The sequence below is a fragment of the Paroceanicella profunda genome (assembly GCF_005887635.2).
GTDB lineage: Bacteria > Pseudomonadota > Alphaproteobacteria > Rhodobacterales > Rhodobacteraceae > Paroceanicella > Paroceanicella profunda.
The window spans coordinates 2,218,479-2,237,192 of sequence record NZ_CP040818.1; the positions used below are offsets into that span (position 1 = coordinate 2,218,479).

18 protein-coding genes are annotated in these 18,714 nt (G+C 70.6%); 14 read left to right on the forward strand and 4 right to left on the reverse strand.

The features are described from left to right. Positions 1–75: 75 nt before the first annotated feature. Positions 76–225 (reverse strand): hypothetical protein, encoded by a 150-nt coding sequence (locus FDP22_RS24910; RefSeq protein ID WP_239031744.1) that lies wholly within the window; start codon positions 223–225, stop codon positions 76–78. Between FDP22_RS24910 and tolQ the strand changes: the two genes are divergently transcribed. From tolQ to FDP22_RS10005, 12 genes are all read left to right on the forward strand, one after another. After that, on the forward strand, positions 224–835 hold the full coding sequence (gene tolQ, locus FDP22_RS09950; protein WP_239031745.1) for a protein TolQ: 612 nt from the start codon (positions 224–226) through the stop codon (positions 833–835). The two genes, FDP22_RS24910 and tolQ, sit on opposite strands and share 2 nt — an antisense overlap. Continuing rightward, entirely contained in the window at positions 836–1,300 is a 465-nt protein-coding gene (gene tolR, locus FDP22_RS09955; RefSeq protein WP_138571883.1) for a protein TolR, read from the forward strand. Positions 1,301–1,331: 31 nt separating this feature from the next. After that, a complete protein-coding gene (locus FDP22_RS09960) occupies positions 1,332–2,558 on the forward strand; it encodes a hypothetical protein (protein WP_138571882.1) in 1,227 nt (408 codons plus the stop codon). After that, a complete protein-coding gene (tolB, locus tag FDP22_RS09965; RefSeq protein WP_138571881.1) occupies positions 2,558–3,898 on the forward strand; it encodes a Tol-Pal system beta propeller repeat protein TolB in 1,341 nt (446 codons plus the stop codon). The genes FDP22_RS09960 and tolB overlap by 1 nt, the downstream gene beginning before the upstream one ends. A gap of 97 nt (positions 3,899–3,995) precedes the next feature. Then, a complete protein-coding gene (gene pal / locus FDP22_RS09970) occupies positions 3,996–4,484 on the forward strand; it encodes a peptidoglycan-associated lipoprotein Pal (RefSeq protein WP_138571880.1) in 489 nt (162 codons plus the stop codon). Positions 4,485–4,555: 71 nt separating this feature from the next. After that, the gene (gene ybgF / locus FDP22_RS09975) at positions 4,556–5,419 is read left to right on the forward strand and encodes a tol-pal system protein YbgF (protein ID WP_138571879.1); all 864 of its coding nucleotides are present in this window, start codon (positions 4,556–4,558) and stop codon (positions 5,417–5,419) included. Between the two features lie 4 nt (positions 5,420–5,423). Then, on the forward strand, positions 5,424–6,710 hold the full coding sequence (gene tilS / locus FDP22_RS09980) for a tRNA lysidine(34) synthetase TilS (RefSeq protein ID WP_170317651.1): 1,287 nt from the start codon (positions 5,424–5,426) through the stop codon (positions 6,708–6,710). An 83-nt stretch (positions 6,711–6,793) separates the two neighbouring features. Continuing rightward, on the forward strand, positions 6,794–8,707 hold the full coding sequence (ftsH, locus tag FDP22_RS09985; RefSeq protein ID WP_138571877.1) for an ATP-dependent zinc metalloprotease FtsH: 1,914 nt from the start codon (positions 6,794–6,796) through the stop codon (positions 8,705–8,707). 8 nt (positions 8,708–8,715) lie between these two features. Then, the gene (locus FDP22_RS09990; protein WP_138571876.1) at positions 8,716–9,507 is read left to right on the forward strand and encodes a methyltransferase domain-containing protein; all 792 of its coding nucleotides are present in this window, start codon (positions 8,716–8,718) and stop codon (positions 9,505–9,507) included. Between the two features lie 119 nt (positions 9,508–9,626). Beyond that, positions 9,627–11,303 (forward strand): formate--tetrahydrofolate ligase, encoded by a 1,677-nt coding sequence (locus FDP22_RS09995; RefSeq protein WP_138571875.1) that lies wholly within the window; start codon positions 9,627–9,629, stop codon positions 11,301–11,303. A gap of 75 nt (positions 11,304–11,378) precedes the next feature. Next, entirely contained in the window at positions 11,379–12,272 is an 894-nt protein-coding gene (folD, locus tag FDP22_RS10000) for a bifunctional methylenetetrahydrofolate dehydrogenase/methenyltetrahydrofolate cyclohydrolase FolD (protein ID WP_138571874.1), read from the forward strand. A 318-nt stretch (positions 12,273–12,590) separates the two neighbouring features. Then, positions 12,591–13,640 carry an aldo/keto reductase gene (locus tag FDP22_RS10005; protein ID WP_138571873.1) on the forward strand — a complete coding sequence of 350 codons (1,050 nt, stop codon included), beginning with the start codon at positions 12,591–12,593 and terminating at the stop codon, positions 13,638–13,640. Positions 13,641–13,811: 171 nt separating this feature from the next. Here FDP22_RS10005 and FDP22_RS10010 read toward each other — a convergent pair whose 3' ends face one another. The 3 genes from FDP22_RS10010 to FDP22_RS10020 all read right to left on the reverse strand — a co-directional run bounded on the left by FDP22_RS10010 (position 13,812) and on the right by FDP22_RS10020 (position 16,989). Continuing rightward, positions 13,812–14,246, reverse strand: a complete 435-nt coding sequence (locus FDP22_RS10010; protein ID WP_138571872.1) for a GFA family protein — start codon at positions 14,244–14,246, stop codon at positions 13,812–13,814. Then, positions 14,243–14,953, reverse strand: coding sequence for a ligase-associated DNA damage response endonuclease PdeM (gene pdeM / locus FDP22_RS10015; protein WP_138571871.1), 711 nt, complete (start codon positions 14,951–14,953; stop codon positions 14,243–14,245). The genes FDP22_RS10010 and pdeM overlap by 4 nt, the downstream gene beginning before the upstream one ends. 71 nt (positions 14,954–15,024) lie before the next feature. Further along, positions 15,025–16,989 (reverse strand): lytic transglycosylase domain-containing protein, encoded by a 1,965-nt coding sequence (locus tag FDP22_RS10020; protein WP_138571870.1) that lies wholly within the window; start codon positions 16,987–16,989, stop codon positions 15,025–15,027. A gap of 174 nt (positions 16,990–17,163) precedes the next feature. Between FDP22_RS10020 and dapA the strand changes: the two genes are divergently transcribed. Together dapA and smpB are read left to right on the forward strand one after the other, a co-directional pair. After that, positions 17,164–18,036 carry a 4-hydroxy-tetrahydrodipicolinate synthase gene (gene dapA, locus FDP22_RS10025; protein ID WP_138571869.1) on the forward strand — a complete coding sequence of 291 codons (873 nt, stop codon included), beginning with the start codon at positions 17,164–17,166 and terminating at the stop codon, positions 18,034–18,036. A 69-nt stretch (positions 18,037–18,105) separates the two neighbouring features. Further along, entirely contained in the window at positions 18,106–18,585 is a 480-nt protein-coding gene (gene smpB, locus FDP22_RS10030) for an SsrA-binding protein SmpB (protein ID WP_138571868.1), read from the forward strand. Positions 18,586–18,714 lie beyond the last annotated feature (129 nt).

Sequence of the window (18,714 nt, forward strand, 5' to 3'; positions counted from 1 at the left end):
CGCCACTCACGCGAATTTTTGCGATTTTCACACGCAGCCACTTGCGAATTTGCTAGTCTGTGACAGATAGGCGCTTCAGAGACCGGGGGTCAGAACCCGGCCCGCCCTTATTGGCTGGATCGAGGCAGGACTGATGGAACCGGATACCCTTGCGGCAGCGCAAACGATCGATTTTTCGCTGTTGGCGCTGTTCTTGCGCGCCACCCTGACGGTGAAGATCGTCATGGTTCTGCTCATCCTTGCGTCCGTCTGGTCCTGGGCGATCATCATCGAGAAATCCATCCGCTACCGGCGCGTGCGCCGCGAGGATGACACGTTCGAGGATGCCTTCTGGTCCGGCCAGCCGCTGGAGGACCTGTTCGACCGGCTGGGCGCCAAGCCGCGCACCGCGATCGAGCGCATCTTCTCCGCCGGCATGAGCGAATGGCGCCGGTCCTACCGCAAGGGCGTGCTGCTGCCCGGCTCCCAGCGCCGCATCGAGCGCTCGATGGACGTGACCATTGCGCGTGAGGGCGAGGGCATCAACCGCGGGCTGGGCGTGCTGGCCACCGTGGGATCGATCTCGCCCTTCGTGGGCCTGTTCGGCACGGTCTGGGGCATCAAGAACGCCTTCGAGGACATCGCGATGCAGCAGAGCACCAACCTCGCCGTCGTGGCGCCCGGCATCGCCGAGGCGCTGGTGGCGACGGCGCTCGGGCTCGTCGCGGCCATCCCGGCGGTGATCTTCTACAACAAGCTCTCCGGCGATGCGGACCACATCACGGCGAACTACGAGAATTTCGCGGACGAATTCTCCACCATCCTGTCGCGTCAGATCGAGCGGAGTGCCGAATAAATGGGCGCGGGTGTCATGAAACGCGGTGGCGGACGGCGCGGGCGCGGAGGCGGCCGCCGCCAGATGTCGGACATCAACGTCACGCCCTTCGTGGACGTGATGCTGGTGCTGCTGATCATCTTCATGGTCGCGGCGCCGCTGCTGACCGTGGGCGTGCCGGTGGAGCTGCCGAAGACGGCCGCCGCGGCCCTGCCGACGGAGAAGGAGGAGCCGCTGACCATCTCGCTCACCGCCGATGGCCGGGTGATGCTGCAGAAGGAGGAGATCGTCCTGTCCGACCTCATCCCCAAGCTGCGCGCCATCGCCGCCGAGCGCGAGGACGACAAGGTGTTCCTGCGGGCCGACGGCGCGGTGTCCTACAAGACCGTGGCCGAGGTCATGGGCGCGCTGAATGCCGGGGGCTTCAACCGGATCGGTCTCGTCACCGACCCGGGCGGCCCCACGCTTGACGGCCAGGGCAACTGAGGCGCGAGGAGGCGCGGAGGGCCGACACATCATGCGTATGCGCAGAGGGATCATCATCTCGGGCAGTGTTCACCTCGCCCTGATCCTGGCTGTCCTGCTCCGTCTCGACCTGTTCAAGGCCGACGAGGCGCAGGCCATCCAGATCGCCGAGGTCGACCTGATGACCGGGGCCGAATTCGATGCCGCCGTGTCCACCGCTCCGGACGCGCCGCGCGAAGAGCTTTCCGAGATCACCCCGCCCGAGCAGGGCGGCTCCGACATCACCGCCCCCACCGACACCGAGGCCCCCAGCCCGCGTGCCGCGGACACGCCCGAGATGGCCGAGCCCGAGCCGGCGCCGGACGTCTCCGGCCTGCGCCAGGAGAGCCCGACCCCGGTGATGCCGCAGGCCCCCGCCAGCCCCTCCGTCGCCGAGACGGACACGGGGGACGAGGGCGTGTCGCTGGTGCGCCCGGATGCCGTGGGCCGGCAGAACCCGGAGACGGAGAACCGCAAGCCCGCCTCCACCACGCTCGACAAGCCGACGCCGCCGGCGCCCGCGCCGCGCATCGCCTCGCGCCCCGCGCCCAAGCCGCCGGAGGAGGCGAAGACCGCCGACGTGGCCTCCGAGGAGGTGGTGAAGTCCGAGGAGGCCGAGAAGCCGGCCGAGGAGAAGCCCGCGGAGGCCCCGAAGGAGGCCGCCAGCGAGATCGTGCCCGAGCAGGCCGAGGCCCCGGTGCCCGAGGCCGTGGCCCCGCTCACCGCGCAGCGCCCGCGCGGCCGGCCGGACACGGTCGTCGCCGCCGCGACGCCGCAGGAGGAGCCGAAGCAGCCCGAGGCCCCGGCCACGCCCGCCGCCAAGCCCCAGCCGCAGAAGCCCGCCGGCGCGGCCCCCGCGAAACCGGCGCAGACGGCGTCCACGCCGAAGCCGACCACGTCGAACGCCGCCGCCCTGGGCCCGCCGCTCACCGCGCGGGAGAAGGACGGCATCGGCCTCGCGGTGAAGAAGAACTGGAACATGGGGCCGATCCAGGGCCTTGCGGATTTCAAGGAACTGGTGATCACCGTGCAGTTCGAGCTGGACCGCACGGGTGAGGTGGTCGGCAAGACGGTGACGCCGGTGACGCCGGCCTCTCCCAGCGGCTCCTACGCGCTCGCCTTCCGGCAGGCGCGGATCGCGGTGCTGAAGTCGGCGCCGTTCAAGATGCCGGCGGAGAAGTACGGCCAGTGGAAGACCGTGCAGATCACGTTCAACCCCAGCAAAGGGATCGGATACTGATGGCGAGGAAATTTGTAGTCGCATGGCTCCTGGCAGCAGTGACCGGGGCAGGCGTGCTGGCCTCCGTCAGCGGGGTGCAGGCACAGGAATCGAAACCGCTGGTCATCACGATCGACGAGGGTGTGGTCGAGCCGATGCCGTTCGCGGCGCCGGTCTTCATCGCCGAGGATGCCGGCGCGGCCGAGTTCGCCGCCCAGCTCACCGACGTGATGACCAATGACCTGGTGGGCACGGCGCTGTTCCGGCTGATCAACCGGTCCGCCTACATCTCCAGCCCGGCCAGCTTCGAGGCCACCCCGGAGTTCGCGGACTGGCGGGCGATCAACGCGCAGGCGCTGGTCACCGGCGCCGTCTCGACCAGCGGCAACCAGATCACCCTGCGCTTCCGGCTGTGGGACGTCTACGCCGGCCAGCCGGTGGGCCAGGGCCTGCAGCTTGTCGGAGACCGCGACAACTGGCGCCGCCTCGCGCACAAGGTGGCGGACCAGGTCTATTCCCGCATCACCGGCGAGGACCCCTATTTCGACAGCCGCGTGGTGTTCGTGGCCGAGAGCGGCCCGAAGAACGCCCGCGTGAAGCGCCTCGCCATCATGGACCAGGACGGCGCGAACCTGCGCTACCTCACCGACGGCAGCTCCATGGTGCTCACCCCGCGCTTCAACCCGTCGAGCCAGGAAGTCATCTACATGAGCTACCAGACGGGCGAGCCCCGTGTGTTCCTCATGAACGTGGACACGCTGCAGCGCGAGGAGCTGGAGCGCCAGCCGGGCATGACCTTCGCGCCGCGCTTCTCGCCGGACGGCAGTTCGGTGGTGATGTCACTGTCGCGCGGGGGCAACACTGACATTTATTCGGTGCCGCTCGGCTCGCGCCAGCTCATCCAGCTCACGAACAGCCCGGCCATCGACACGGCGCCGAGCTACTCTCCCGACGGCAGCCAGATCGTGTTCGAAAGCGACCGGGGCGGCAAGCAGCAGCTCTACGTGATGTCGGCCTCCGGAGGCGGCGCACGCCGCATTTCCTTCGGAAGCGGCTCCTACGCGACCCCGGTCTGGTCGCCCCGCGGCGATCTGATCGCTTTCACCAAGCAACAGGGCGGCCGCTTCTATATCGGCGTGATGCGCACCGACGGATCGGACGAGAAACTGCTGACCGCGTCCTTCCTCGATGAAGGCCCGACGTGGTCACCGAACGGACGCGTGCTAATGTTCTTCCGGGAGAGCCCCGGCCCGAACGGCGCCCCGGCCCTCAGGAGCGTCGACGTGACCGGCCGCAACGAACGGCGGGTGCCGCTGAACCAGCCGGCATCGGACCCGGCCTGGTCGCCGCTCCTGAAATGAGTTTTGTCCGCCGGCTGTGAGAGACCGGCGGCAGAAAAACCGAAGACCACCCAGTCCGGGGGAGAGAACCCCCGGCGTGAAACCGGAGATACCATCCATGACTTTCCTCAAGTTCGGCTTCGTGGCGCTGACCGCCCTCACGCTCGCTGCCTGCTCGGATTCCGACGAGGACATGACGGCACAGCCGTATGACCCGAATGCGAGCAGCATCTCGGAGAGCTCGCTGCAGTACTTCAACACCGTCGTCGGTGACCGGGTGCTGTTCGCGACCGACAGCTCCTCCGTCGACAGCTACGCGCAGGAGACGCTGACCCGTCAGGCCGAGTGGCTCAACCAGAACCCGAGCGTGACCGCGACCATCGAAGGCCATGCCGACGAGCGCGGCACCCGCGAGTACAACCTCGCGCTCGGTGCCCGCCGCGCCAACGCCGCCTACAACTTCCTGGTGAGCCGTGGCGTGTCCGCCAGCCGCCTGCGCACCGTGTCCTACGGCAAGGAGCGCCCGGAGGCCACCTGCTCGAACGAAAGCTGCTGGTCGCAGAACCGCCGCGCGGTTACTGTCATCGCCGGCGCGCCGATGAGCTGAGCATCACGCTCCTGACCACATCCGGGCCGCAGTCGCGGCCCGGAACCTGCCGGAACCCGAGGGGAGGGCCCATGCGCATCCGTCTGACTGCACTTGTCATTTCGCTCGTCCTGCCGGTCTGCGGCATGGCCCAGACGGCACCCAGCGCGCAAAGCCTCGAGGACATCCGCCAGAACCTGCAGGCCATCGATTCCGAGGTCGCGCAGCTGCGCACCCAGCTTCTGGCCACCGGGAACCAGCTTCCCGCCACGGCGGGCAACCCGCTGCAGCGGCTCGATGCGCTGGAGCACAACACCCGCCTGCTCACCGGCCGGGTGGAGCAGCTCCAGAACGACATCCGCCGCATGGCGGACGACGCCGGCCGCCGCTATTCCGACGTGGATTTCCGCCTCACCGAGATCGAGGGCGGAGACACCGCGCTGCTGGGCAATCCCGTGGCGCTCGGCGGCGGCGTGACCGATGGCACCGCCGGGTCGGGCGGGGGCACCGGCTTCGGCGGCCCGATGACCGCGGGGCAGAGCGACACGCCGAACGTGGCCGTCGCCATCTCCGAGCAGAATTCCTATGACGCGGCCGATGCAGCGCTCGAGGCCGGGCGCTACGAGGAGGCCGCCGCCGGCTTCCGCGCCTTCCTCGGCGAATATCCCGACAGCCCGCTGGCCAATGACGCGACCTTCGAGCTGGCCCAGGCCAATCTCGCCACCGGCGCCTTCCGCGACGCGGCCAAGGGATATCTGAAAGCCTTCAACGCCGAACCGAACGGGCCGAACGCCCCGGAGGCCCTCTACGGCGTGGGCATCTCGCTGCAGTATCTGGGCCAGATGCCGGAAGCCTGCCTCACCTATGACGAGGTGGAGCGCCGCTTCCCCGCCATGGAGCCGGACCTGGCCGACAAGCTGGAGCAGGGGCGCGACGGCGCCAGCTGCCAGCGCTAGCCGGGTGACGTTCGACGCGGCCGCCTCCGCCGCCGCCGCGGCGCTGGCTGCCGGGTTCTCCGGCGTGCCGGGCGAGATCTGTCTCGCTGTCTCGGGCGGGGGCGATTCGCTCGCCCTTCTCGCCCTTGCCGCGGACTGGGCCGCCGCCACCGGCCATCCCCTCAGTGTCGCCACCGTGGACCACCGGCTGCGCGCGGAAGCCGCGGCGGAAGCCGCCGCCGTGGCCGCGCGCTGCGCCGCACTGGACCTGCCGCACGCCACGCTGGCCTGGGACGGGGGGCCGGGGGCGGGGAACCTCTCCCAGGCCGCGCGGGACGCCCGCCGCGCCCTGCTCTCGGGCCATGCGGCGGCGCGCGGGGCCGCGGCCGTGGCGCTGGCCCATACCGCCGATGACCAGGCCGAGACCTTCCTGATGCGCCTTGCGCGCGGCTCCGGCGTCGGCGGCCTCGCCGGCATGGCGGCGCGCTCGGAGGTGGGCGGCGTGCTCTGGCTCCGCCCGCTGCTGGGCATCCGCCGCGACACGCTGCGTGACGTGCTCCGGGCGCGCGGCTGGGGCTGGGCGGAGGACCCCTCCAACCTCGACGCGCGCTTTGACCGGGTGAAGGCCCGCCGCGCGCTCGACACCCTGGCCCCGCTCGGCCTCGACGTGCCCCGTCTGGTGGCCACGGCCAGCCGCATGGCCGAGGCCCGCGACGCCCTCGACCACGCCGGCCAGGCCCTTGCCGCCGCAGCACTTTCCTGGAGCGCGGAGGGCGAGGCCTGCCTGCGGCCCGCCCCCCTGCGCGCCGCCCCGCGCAGCGTGCGCCTGCAACTGCTCGCGGACCTGCTCACCGCGGTGTCCGGCCGGCGCCATCCGCCGCGGCGCGCGGCGCTGGAACGTGCGGCGGAGGCGATGCTGGGCGCGGAGGCCCCGGCGGGAAGCCTGCACGGCTGCCTCTGGCGCCGGCGCGGGGAGGGGCTCGTGCTGCGGCGGGAGCCCCGCGCCTGCCCGCCGCCCGTGCCCGCGCGGCGCGATCAGCTCTGGGACGGCCGCTGGCGGGTGCGCTGTTCCGCCCCGGTGCCGGAGGGGCTCAGCCTCGCCGCCCTCGGGCCTGCCGGGCTCGCCGTCACCGGGCGCCCGCCCGGCGGGGTGGCGGCGGAGACCTTGCACGCAACCCCCGCGATCTGGCACAATGACAGCCTGATCGCCGCTCCGGCCTGCGGATACCCGGCCGACGGACGCGCCGCCGCATGGTCGGCAGAATGGACGATCGAAGATGCAAGACGACGCAGGGTGTTAACCTGTCGTTGAATCCGCCCGTGCAGAGCTTATGTTAGGCACCAACGCGCCGGCCCTTCGGGGACCGGCGGAAACCCGTTCCTCTGGAGGACGCCTTGGGCAACGCGAAGAACCTCGCCTTCTGGGCGATTGTGATCCTGCTGCTGGTCGCACTTTTCAACGTATTCAATTCGGGCGGCCCCGGCACGCGTGCAAACGAGGTATCCTATTCGGACTTTCTGAACAGGGTCGAAGGGTCGAAGGTCGCGTCAGTACAGATTGACGGCGAGACAATCCGCGCGAAAGATAATGACGGCACCCAGTACGAGGTGGTCCAGCCCCGCTCTTCCGACGTGGTGGAGCAGCTGCGCCAGCACCGGGTGGATATTACCGTTGTGCCGCAGGAGCGCTCGAACCTGATGTCGACCCTGTCCTTCTGGCTGCCGATGCTGCTCCTGATCGGAGTGTGGATCTTCTTCCTCAACCGCATGCAGGGCGGCGGCCGCGGCGCCATGGGCTTCGGCAAGTCCAAGGCCAAGCTGCTGACCGAACGCTCCGGCCGCGTCACCTTCGACGATGTCGCGGGCATCGACGAGGCGAAGGAGGAGCTGGAGGAGATCGTCGAGTTCCTGCGCGACCCGCAGAAATTCTCCCGCCTCGGCGGCAAGATCCCGAAGGGCGCGCTGCTCGTCGGCCCTCCGGGCACCGGCAAGACGCTGCTCGCCCGTGCCATCGCGGGGGAGGCGGGCGTGCCCTTCTTCACCATCTCGGGCTCCGACTTCGTGGAAATGTTCGTCGGAGTCGGCGCATCCCGCGTGCGTGACATGTTCGAGCAGGCCAAGAAGAACGCCCCCTGCATCGTGTTCATCGACGAGATCGACGCCGTCGGCCGCCATCGCGGCGCCGGCTACGGCGGCGGCAACGACGAGCGCGAGCAGACGCTGAACCAGCTCCTCGTGGAGATGGACGGGTTCGAGGCGAATGAGGGCGTGATCCTCATCGCCGCGACCAACCGCCCCGACGTGCTCGACCCCGCGCTGCTGCGCCCCGGCCGCTTCGACCGCCAGATCCAGGTGCCGAACCCGGACATCAACGGCCGCTCGCGCATTCTCGAGGTGCATGCCCGCAAGACCCCGCTGGCCCCGAACGTCGACCTCAAGGTCATCGCCCGCGGCACGCCCGGCTTCTCCGGCGCCGACCTCGCCAACCTGGTGAACGAGGCCGCGCTGACCGCCGCGCGCACCGGCAAGCGCTTCGTGACCATGGAGGATTTCGAATCCGCCAAGGACAAGGTGATGATGGGGGCCGAGCGCCGCTCCCTCGCCATGACCGAGGACGAGAAGAAGCTCACCGCCTACCACGAGGCCGGCCATGCGATCGTGGGGCTCAACGTGCCCCAGCATGACCCGATCCACAAGGCGACCATCATCCCGCGCGGCCGCGCCCTGGGCTTGGTGCTCTCGCTGCCCGAGCGGGACCAGCTCTCCGTCACCAAGACCAAGTACAAGTCCAAGGTGGCGATGGCGATGGGCGGCAAGGTGGCCGAGGAGCTGATCTTCGGCGAGGACAACGTGACCTCGGGGGCCGCCTCCGACATCCAGCAGGTTACCCGCATCGCCCGCGCCATGGTCACCCAGTTCGGCATGTCCGAGGCGCTTGGCAACATCGATTACGCCAATGAGCGCGAGAGCTACCTCGGCCCCACGGGCAACGGCACCAACGCGGCGCCGGACACCCAGCAGGTGATCGACCACGAAGTGCGCAAGATCGTGGAAGAGGGCTACGCCACCGCCCGCCGGATCCTGACCGAGAAGAATCAGGACCTGGAGCGGCTGGCCCGCGGGCTGCTGGAATACGAGACGCTGACGGGGGACGAGATCACCCGCGTCATCGCCGGTGAGCGCCTGAACCGCGGCGACGATTCGGTGCCGCCGCCGCCGGGTGGCATCTCCGGGGTCATCTCCATGCCGAAGGCCGGAAAGCCGCGCCCGAAGCCGGGCGAGGGCGGGCTGGAGCCACAGCCGAACTGAGCCGGGACATGGCAGGGGCGCAATCACAGGTCTGGAATCCGGCGGAGTATGCAAGGTTCACCGATCTGAGACTGCGCCCCGCCCTCGACCTGCTCGCCCGTGTGCCCGAGGGCCTGCCGCCGGGCGACGTGGTGGATCTGGGATGCGGCGCCGGCGCTGTCGGCCCCGCGCTGCGCAGCCGCTTCCCGCAGCGCAGGCTCCTCGGCCTCGACCTCTCTCCCGACATGCTCGAACAGGCCGGCGCGACCGGGGCTTACGACCGGCTCTCGCAGGCCGACATCGCGCGATGGCAGCCGGAAGCTCCGCCGGCACTGGTGTTTTCCAACGCCGCGCTGCACTGGGTGCCGGAGCACCGCGCCGTGATGCGCGGCATCGCGGAGCACCTCGCCCCCGGCGCGGCACTGGCGGTGCAGATGCCCGATCAGACCGGCGCGCCCTCGCACGCGCTGCTGCGCAGCGTCTCGGCCCGGATGTTCCCCGACCTGTTCGACTGGGAGGAGTGGCGCCCTCCCGTGGCGCCGGTGGCGGAGTACCACGCCGCGCTGAGCGGTTTCGGACAGGTCGACATCTGGGAAACCCGGTACCTGCAGCGGCTGGCGCCAGTGCCCGAAGGCCATCCGGTGCGGCATTTCACCGGCTCCACTGCGGCCCTGCCGGTGCTCGGCAAGCTCGATCCGGCGGGACGGACCGCGTTCCTCGCCGCCTATGACGCCGCTCTCCGCGCGCCGTATCCGCCGGATGCGCAGGGCGGCGTGCTGTTTCCCTTCTCGCGCATGTTCATCGTGCTCACCCGGCGCTGAGCCGCTTCCACCGCGCGTCAGAAGGCGCTTGCGGGAGAAAGTTTCCGATGCGAAACAGGCTGCGCCGGCGTCCCCCCGTGCGCCGCAGTCCGACCCGGTGTGAGCAGGAGACAGCCCTCATGGCCCCGAAAACCGATATCGAGATCGCCCGCGACGCGCAGAAACTCCCCATCGGCGAGGTGGCGGCGACGCTCGGCATCCCCTGGGAGGACCTGATCCCCTACGGCCACGACAAGGCGAAGCTGTCCGCGGACTACATCGCCGGGCTGAAGGACCGCCCGCGCGGCAAGCTCATCCTGGTGACGGCGGTGAACCCGACCCCGGCCGGCGAGGGCAAGACCACCACCACCGTGGGCCTCGGCGACGGGCTGCGCGCGATCGGCAAGAAGGCGACGGTGTGCATCCGCGAGGCCTCGCTCGGGCCCTGCTTCGGCCTGAAGGGCGGCGCGGCGGGCGGCGGCCACGCGCAGGTGGTGCCGATGGAGGAGATGAACCTGCATTTCACCGGCGATTTCCACGCCATCACCTCAGCCCACAATCTGCTCGCCGCGATGATCGACAACCACATCCACTGGGACAACGCGCTGGACATCGACCCGCGCCGCGTCACCTGGCGCCGGGTGATGGACATGAACGACCGCGCGCTGCGCCAGGTCGTCACCAGCCTCGGCGGCCCGGCCAACGGCACCCCGCGCGAGAGCGGCTTCGACATCACCGTGGCCTCGGAGGTGATGGCGATCCTGTGTCTCGCCACCGACCTCGCGGACCTGCAGCGCCGGCTCGGCGACATCATCATCGGCTACCGGCGTGACCGCACCCCGGTTCACGCCCGCGACCTGCAGGCCGACGGCGCGATGACCGTGCTCCTGCAGCAGGCGATGCAGCCCAACCTGGTGCAGACGCTGGAGAACACCCCGGCCTTCGTGCATGGCGGCCCCTTCGCGAACATCGCGCATGGCTGCAACTCGGTCATCGCCACGGACACGGCGCTGCGCCTGTCCGATTACGTGGTGACGGAGGCCGGCTTCGGCGCCGATCTCGGGGCCGAGAAGTTCATGAACATCAAGTGCCGCAAGGCGGGGCTGGCGCCGGATGCGGTGGTCATCGTCGCCACGGTCCGGGCGCTGAAGATGAACGGCGGCGTGGCGAAGGCGGACCTGGGCGGCGAGAACGTCGCGGCCGTGACATCGGGCTGCGCGAACCTGGCCCGGCACATCGAGAACGTGAAGAAATTCGGCGTGCCGGTGATCGTGGGCATCAACCATTTCGTCACCGATACGGAGGCCGAGCTTTCCGCCGTGCAGGCCTTCTGCCGCCAGTTCGGGGTGGAGGCCGTGGTGAACCATCATTGGGCGCGGGGCTCTGCCGGCATCACCGGCATGGCGGAGAAGGTGGTGGCGTTGGCCGAGGGCGGCGCACGCAACTTCAGCCCGATCTACCCCGACGACATGTCGCTGTTCGACAAGATGGACACCGTCGCGCGCGAGATCTACCGCGCCGACGGCGTGGTGGCCGATGAGCGCGTGCGCGCCCAGCTCCGCGCGTGGGAGGAGGCCGGGCATCGCAGCCTGCCGGTCTGCATGGCCAAGACCCCCTATTCCTTCACCGCCGACCCCACCCGTGGCGGCGCGCCCACCGGCTTCACCATCCCGGTGCGCGAGGTGCGGCTTTCGGCCGGGGCGGGCTTTGTGGTGGCCATCTGCGGGGACATCATGACCATGCCGGGCCTGCCGCGCCAGCCCGCCGCCGAGCGCATCCGGTTGGACGCGGACGGCAATATCGAGGGGCTGTTCTGAGCCCGCCAACCCTCCTATAACCCGGTCACGGCCCGCCGTCCGCGCGCGGGCCGTTGCCTGTGACAGGAGGATGTGATGGCCGCAGAGATCATCGACGGAAAGGCCTTCGCGGCCGGATTGCGGAGCCGCGTCGCCGCGGGGGTTGCCGCGCTGAAGGAGGCGCATGGCCTCGTCCCCGGCCTCGCGGTCGTGCTGGTGGGGGAGGACCCGGCCAGCCAGGTCTATGTCCGCAACAAGGGCAGGCAGACGCTGGAATGCGGCATGCAGTCCTTCGAGCACCGCCTGCCGGCCGATGCGGCGGAGACCGAGATCCTCGACATCGTGGCCCGGCTGAACGCCGATCCCCAGGTGCATGGCATCCTGGTGCAGCTGCCGCTGCCGGCGCATGTCGACGCCGGGAAGGTGATCAACGCCATCGACCCGGCGAAGGACGTGGACGGGTTCCACATCTCCAACGCCGGCCTGCTGGCCACCGGGCAGAAGGCGATGGTGCCCTGCACGCCGCTCGGCTGCCTGATGATGCTGCGCGACCGGCTGGGCAGCCTGTCGGGCAAGCACGCCGTGGTCATCGGCCGCTCCAACATCGTGGGCAAGCCGATGGCGGCGCTGCTGCTGCGCGAGAGCTGCACTGTGACCATCGTGCACAGCCGCACCGTCGGCATCGAGGCGCTGTGCCGGCAGGCCGACATCCTGGTCGCCGCCGTGGGCCGCCCGGAGATGGTGACCGCGGACTGGGTGAAGCCCGGCGCCACAGTCATCGACGTGGGCATCAACCGCATCGACGCCGGAGAGGGCCGCACCCGGCTGGTGGGCGACGTGGCGTTCGCCTCCGTCTCCGCCGTGGCGGGCGCGCTTTCCCCGGTGCCCGGCGGCGTGGGGCCGATGACCATCGCCTGCCTGCTGGCCAACACGCTCACCGCCTGCGCCCGAGTGCACGGATTGCCGGAGCCGGAAGGCCTCGCCGTCTGATCCTGTCGGGCTTGCCGCGAGGGCTGCGCGGGCTCCCCTCCCGGCGGCGCGATGGGGATGCCCCTGCGCGGGGCCGCCCGGGTGTGCGGGGCGGGAGCCGGGCGGGCGTGGGGGGCGGGCTCCCTCCCGGGCCCGGGGCTTCGACGCCCACCTCCGGCGGTGTCCGGTGGGCGGGCAGGCGTGCTGGGCGACGTGGCCCGGCGGGTTGGCGCGCCCGGCGCTCCGGGGATCGGTGCCTTGGGGTTGTGCCCGCCGGCATGGCGGGTAAACTCCCTATGCGATCCGCACAGCAGAAAAATCCCGCACAGGACACCGGACATGGAAAAACGCCCGCTCGGCAGGTCGGGGCTCGAGGTATCTGTCCTCGGTCTCGGCACGATGATGTTTCACACCCAGCTCGATCGCGCAGCGGCCTGGGCGCAGATGGACCGCTGCCTGGACGTCGGCTGCGACTTCTTCGATACCGCCGAAATCTACCCGATTCCCCCGGCGGCGGAGTATGTCGGCCGCTCGGAGGAGTTCATCGGCGACTGGATGGCGGAGCGCGGCACGCGCACCCGCATTCTCCTCGCCACCAAGGTGGCCGGCCGCAATGACGACAACACCTGGATCCGCCCCGGGCGGACCCCGCGCGTCTCGTCCCGCGACATTCTGGAGGCCGTCGAAGGCAGCCTGCGCCGCCTGAAGACCGACGTGATCGACCTCTACCAGATCCACTGGCCGGACCGGCAGTCGCCGCGCTTTGCCAATGACCGCCACGGCTTCGTGCCCTTCGACGATGACTGGGTGCCGCTGGAGGAAGCGGTGAGCGCCATGGGCCAGCTCATCGCCGCCGGCAAGATCCGCAGCTGGGGCCTGTCGAACGACACCCCCTGGGGCACGATGAAATGCATCGCCCTGGCCGAGGCCATGGGGGTGGACCGCCCGGTGAGCGTGCAGAACCCCTATTCCCTGCTGAACCGCATCTACGAGAACGGTCTGGCCGAGGTGGGCATGATGGAGGACGTGGGCCTGCTCACCTACTCGCCGCTGGCGCAGGGCTATCTCTCCGGCAAGTATCTCGACGGCAAGGTGCCGGCGGGTGCGCGCAAGAGCTTCATGGGAGAGCGCATGACCCGCTATGAGGGTGCCTCCTCCGAGGACGCGATCCGTGCCTATCTCGGCGTGGCGGCCGATTTCGGGCTGGACCCGAATGCGATGGCGCTGCGCTGGTCCGTCTCCAAGCCCTGGGTGGCCTCGTCCATCTTCGGCGCGGCGAACCCGGAGCAGCTGGAGACGGTGTTCGCCTCTCTCAAGATCGACTGGACGCCCGAGCTCGACGCCGCGGTGAACGCGGTTCACGCGCGCTGGACCAACCCGGCGCCCTGAGCCCGCCCCTGCCGCCGGGCCGCCCCCCGGCAGGCCATCCCGGCAGGCCATCCCGGCAGGCCATCCCGGCAGGCCATCCCGGCAGGCCATCCCGGCAGGCCATCCCGGCGGAAGCACGTGGCGTTGCGCGAGGGTCCGGGGGCGTGCCGGAGAGCGCCAACCGGCGCTGGCTCAGGCGGAGGAGGGGGCGGGATACCAGGGGGTGGCGCCAGGTGCCGTGTCGTCGCCCTCGAAGCAGGGCAGGGGGTCGGTGATCTCGTAATAGGCGCCCTTGTCGGCGGTGAAGATGTGCCGGTCGAGGCGCAGCGCCGGCCCGGAGGTGACCGCCGCCGCGGAGACCGCCACCCGCGCGGCGCCCACCGGCCGCCAGAACAGGAAGGCCCCGCAGTGCCCGCAGAATCCGCGCTCATGCCCGGGCGAGGAGCGGTGCCAGCGCAGCGTCTCGCCGCTGATCCGCACCTCGCGAAGCCCCGCGCTGGCCCAGAAATGGCCCGACGAGGCCCGGCACTGCCCGCAGTGGCAGGCCACCACGCGGGTGCTCTCCAATGCGCCCTCGAAGGCCACGCCGCCGCAGGGGCAGCCGCCGGAACAGCCGGTGTCTGTCATGTCCGATCTCCGTGATGGTGGCGCGCCGGCGGCGCGCAGGGGGGGGCGCCCGCCGCCGGAAGCGGCAGGCTGAGCATGGGCTGACCGGTGAGCACCGCACGTGCCCCCGGCCGCATCAGCCCGGCCAGCGGCGCGCGCCGGCAGTCCAGCCCGCCGGTGTAGGTGCCGAAGGCCGGCAGCACGATTCGCGCGTCATCCGCCAGGAAACAGGGCCGGCTGAGCCCGCGCCCGCCCAGGCTCACGCGCAGTTTCGGGTGCCAGTGGCCGGAAATCTCGCCGAGCGCGCCCGGGTCGGCGATGTGGCGGAAGGTGAGCGGGCCGCGCGACAGGGTGGCGCGGGCCTGGCCGCCGGGCCCGGCGGGGTCATGGTTGCCGCTGATCCACACCCAGTCCGCGCGGCGGGTGAGGCCGGCGAGCAGGGCGCTTTCCTGCGCGTCGAGGCCGGCGGCGGCGGCGTCATCGTCGAAACTGTCGCCCAGGGCGACCACACAGCGCGGGGCGCAGGCGTCGATTTCCGCCGCGAGGCGGGTGAGCGTGTCGCGCGTCTCGTAGGGCGGCAGCAGGGCGCCGCCGCGCCGTGCCATGCGCTCGGCGCGGCCCAGGTGCAGGTCCGCCACGCAGAGCAGGCGCTCCGCCGGCCACCAGAGCGCGCCGCCGGAGCGGGCCTCCAGCCGGCATCCGGCGAGGGTGAGGGGGATATGTGCCATGCCCGTACAAAGCAGGAACGCCGGCCGCTTGGCAAGCGATTCGCCTCGCCCCCGCGGCCCGGGCCCCCGCGCTACTTGCCCTCGCCGAGGTCTGCCGCGATCCGCAGCGGCGTGGCCTTTCCGGCCAGGCGCGCGCGGTAGACGTGCAGCCCCTCGACCACCCGCATCACGTAATTGCGGGTCTCGGAGAAGGGGATGGTCTCGATCCAGTCGATCATGTCCACCCCGGGGCTGCGCGGGTCTCCGAACTGGTCTATCCAGCTGCGCACCCGGCTGGGCCCGGCGTTGTAGCCCGCCGCGGCCAGCGGCACGGAGCCGAAATCGTTCAGCAGCCCGGCGAGATAGGTCTGCCCCAGGGTGGCGTTGTACTGCCAGTCCGAGGTGAGCCGCGAGGCGGAATAGCCCACCCCGATCTCGCGCGAGACCTTCTGCGCCGTGCCCGGCATCAGCTGCATCAGGCCGCGCGCGCCCACCGGGCTGACGGCGTTCTGGTTGAACTCGCTCTCCTGCCGGGCGATGGCCAGGGCCAGTTCCGGGGCCACCGGGCCGCGCATCGCCGCAAGGTCGGTGAGCGGATAGTAGGTGTTCATCAGCACGATGCCCTTGCCGGCGGCGATCTTGGCCGCGCGCACCGCGATGTGCGGATAGCCCAGGTCCAGCGCCATCTGGGTCACGGCGGCCAGTTCGTCCGTGTCGGTCTCGTGGCGGGCAAGCTGGATCAGGAACTGCCACACCCGGCCCGGCTCACCGGCGTAGTGGAACATCAGCGCGGCGCGGCCGGAGGAGCGTTTCATGAAATCGGCCTTGCGCCAGTCCGCCTTCCGGCCGGAGCCGGCGAGAGAGGAATCGGGCGAAAGCCCGGCGCGCTCGGCGGCGAGCTGGCCGTAGAAGCTGGTCTGGTAGCGCGCGGCATCGGCATAGGCGGAGCGGGCGGCGGAACGGTCGCCGAGGGCCTCCTCCGCGCGGCCCAGCCAGTAGCCGGCCCGCCCCACGCTGATCGGCGTGTCCACATGGTCGCGGAACTTGCGGAAATGCGCGACGGCGCTCTTCGGGTCCCCCAGCTTGCGCAGGGCCAGCCAGCCGGCGAACCATTCCAGCTCCTCGAAATCGCCGCCGGTGCTCATGTAGTGGTTGGAGGCGATGCGGTAGGCGGTGGCGTTGTCGCCGCGGCGCATCGCCCGGTGGGCGAGCGACAGCCGGCGCGGCGCCCAGGCCGAGGGGCGGCCGAGCGCGACGGCGGAGGTGGACTGCTGCAGGATCAGCGCCTCCGCGTCATCCCAGCGGTCCCGCCGCAGGCGCCACTGGAACCGGTCATAGGCCAGGCCCGGGTCGTTCACCAGCCGGGCCGGAACGGCGGCGATGAAGCCGTCCACCCCGTCACGGTCCGTGCGCAGGGCGATGCGGGCCCGCGCCAGCGCCACCTGTCCGGGCGAGGCGAAGGGGTAGGTGGCCTCCGCCTCGGCGAAATCCCCCTCCCAGATGAGGTTGTCGAGCCGCGCATCGCTCCACTGCGCCACCACGGAGGGGTACTTGGCCTGGAAGGCCGCGCGCTCGGACCCGGTGAGCTCGAGCTGCCCCCAGGCGGCGATGATCGTGTCCTGCGCGCCCAGCCTGTCGCCCGCGCGCATCAGCGCGTCCGACAGGCGGATGGCGCCGGTGCCGGTGATCGGCCGGTCGGAGGCGAAGAAGGCCTTCACCTGCGCGGGGGGAAGGTCCGAGGGCATGTGCCGCTCGGCGCTGGCGCGCACCGCCTCCATCCGCGGCCAGTCCGCGTGGGAGGCGATGAAGTCGACATATTCGCGCCACACCCCGTCGTCGGAGGCCAGGCGCAGCCACAGCGCGATGTCGCGGGCGGCCGGGTCGGCCGCCTGGCGGGCGAAGCCCTCGGCCTGGGGCCAGTTGTCGGTGCGGGCCGCGTCGAGAATGGCCGAGGCCACGGCGCCGTCGGAGGGGGCTACCTCGGCGCGGGCCGCGGGGCCGGCGAGCGTGGCATAAGCGGCGGCGAACGCCGCAGCCATGCGGAGACGTGGAATCATGGACCTGTCCTGCCTGATAGGATTTGGGACAGTCTAGCAGGTCTCCGCGCTGCCGTCGCGGGGGCCATGGGCCGTCTTGCGGGCGGCGGCGAAGGCGGGTAGGTTCCCCCGTCCCGCTCGCAGGAGGGCGGGAGTGCCACAGGCACCAACACGGGCTCAATCAAGAGGTCAGCCATGTTCAGAGGTTCCATTCCCGCGCTCGTCACCCCGTTTTCCGGCGGCAAGGTGGACGAGAAAGCGCTGAAGGAGCTGGTGGAGTGGCACGTGGCCGAGGGCTCGCACGGGCTTGTGGCCGTGGGCACCACCGGCGAGACGCCCACCCTCAGCCATGAGGAGCACCGCCGGGTCATCGAGATCTGCGTGGAGACCGCGGCGGGCCGCATTCCGGTGATCGCCGGCGCCGGCTCCAACAACACCGCCGAATCCGTCGGGCTGATGGAGTTCGCGAAGTCGGTGGGCGCGGATGCCGCCCTCGTCGTCACGCCCTATTACAACAAGCCCAGCCAGCGCGGCATGATCGCGCATTTCACCGCGCTGCATGACGCGGTGGAGCTGCCGATCATCATCTACAACATCCCCGGCCGATCGGTGGTGGACATGTCGCCCGAGACCATGGGCGAGCTTGCGAAACTGCCGCGCATCATCGGCGTGAAGGACGCGACCGGCAAGATCGAGCGTGTCTCCCAGCAGCGCATCACCTGCGGCACGGATTTCATCCAGCTCTCCGGTGAGGACGCGACCGCGCTCGGCTTCAACGCCCATGGCGGCGTGGGCTGCATCACGGTCACCGCGAACGTGGCGCCGAAGCTCTCCGCGGAGTTCCAGAACGCCTGCCTGGACGGGGATTACGCCCGCGCGCTCACCTATCAGGACAAGCTGATGCCGCTGCACCTGGCGCTGTTCGCGGAGCCGAACCCGGCCGGGGCGAAATACGCGCTGTCGCTGCTGGGCATGTGCTCGCCCGAGCTGCGCCTGCCGATGGTGGAGCTCACCGACCCCACCAAGGCGCAGATTCGCGCCGCGATGGAACATGCCGGGCTGATCTGACCCTCCCGGCGCGCGGAATTGCGCCCCCGGCAGCTTGCCGCGGGGCGCGTTCCCGACTATCTGTGCGCGATGGCGCAGAACAAGAAATCAGACCCGAACAGCCGCGTGGCCGCCGAGAACCGGAAGGCCCGGCACAACTATTTCATCGAGGATGACCTCGAGGCCGGAATCATGCTCGCAGGTTCCGAGGTCAAGAGCCTGCGCGAGGGCCGGGCGAACATCGCCGAGAGCTATGCCACCGTGGAGGGCGGCGAGCTCTGGCTGATCAACGCCTACATTCCCGCGCTGCTGCAGGCCCAGACCTGGGGCCATGAGGAGCGCCGCCGCCGCAAGCTGCTGGTGCACAAGCGCCAGCTCGCCCGGCTCTGGCAGGGGATCGGGCGCGAGGGCATGACCCTCGTCCCGCTCAAGCTCTACTTCAACGAGAAGGGCGTGGCCAAGCTGCAGCTCGGCGTGGCCAAGGGCAAGAAACTCTCCGACAAGCGCGACACCGAGAAGGAACGCGACTGGAACCGCCAGAAGCAGCGCCTGCTGCGCGACCGGGGCTGAACCGCCCCCTTCCGGCAGGACGGGCCGCCCCGAGGGGCGGCCCTTTTCGGTCACGTCTCCGCAAGCTCGGGCAGGTCTGCGCCCCCGCGAACTCCGGCTGGCTCGGGCTTATGCCTCCGCCGGCTCCGG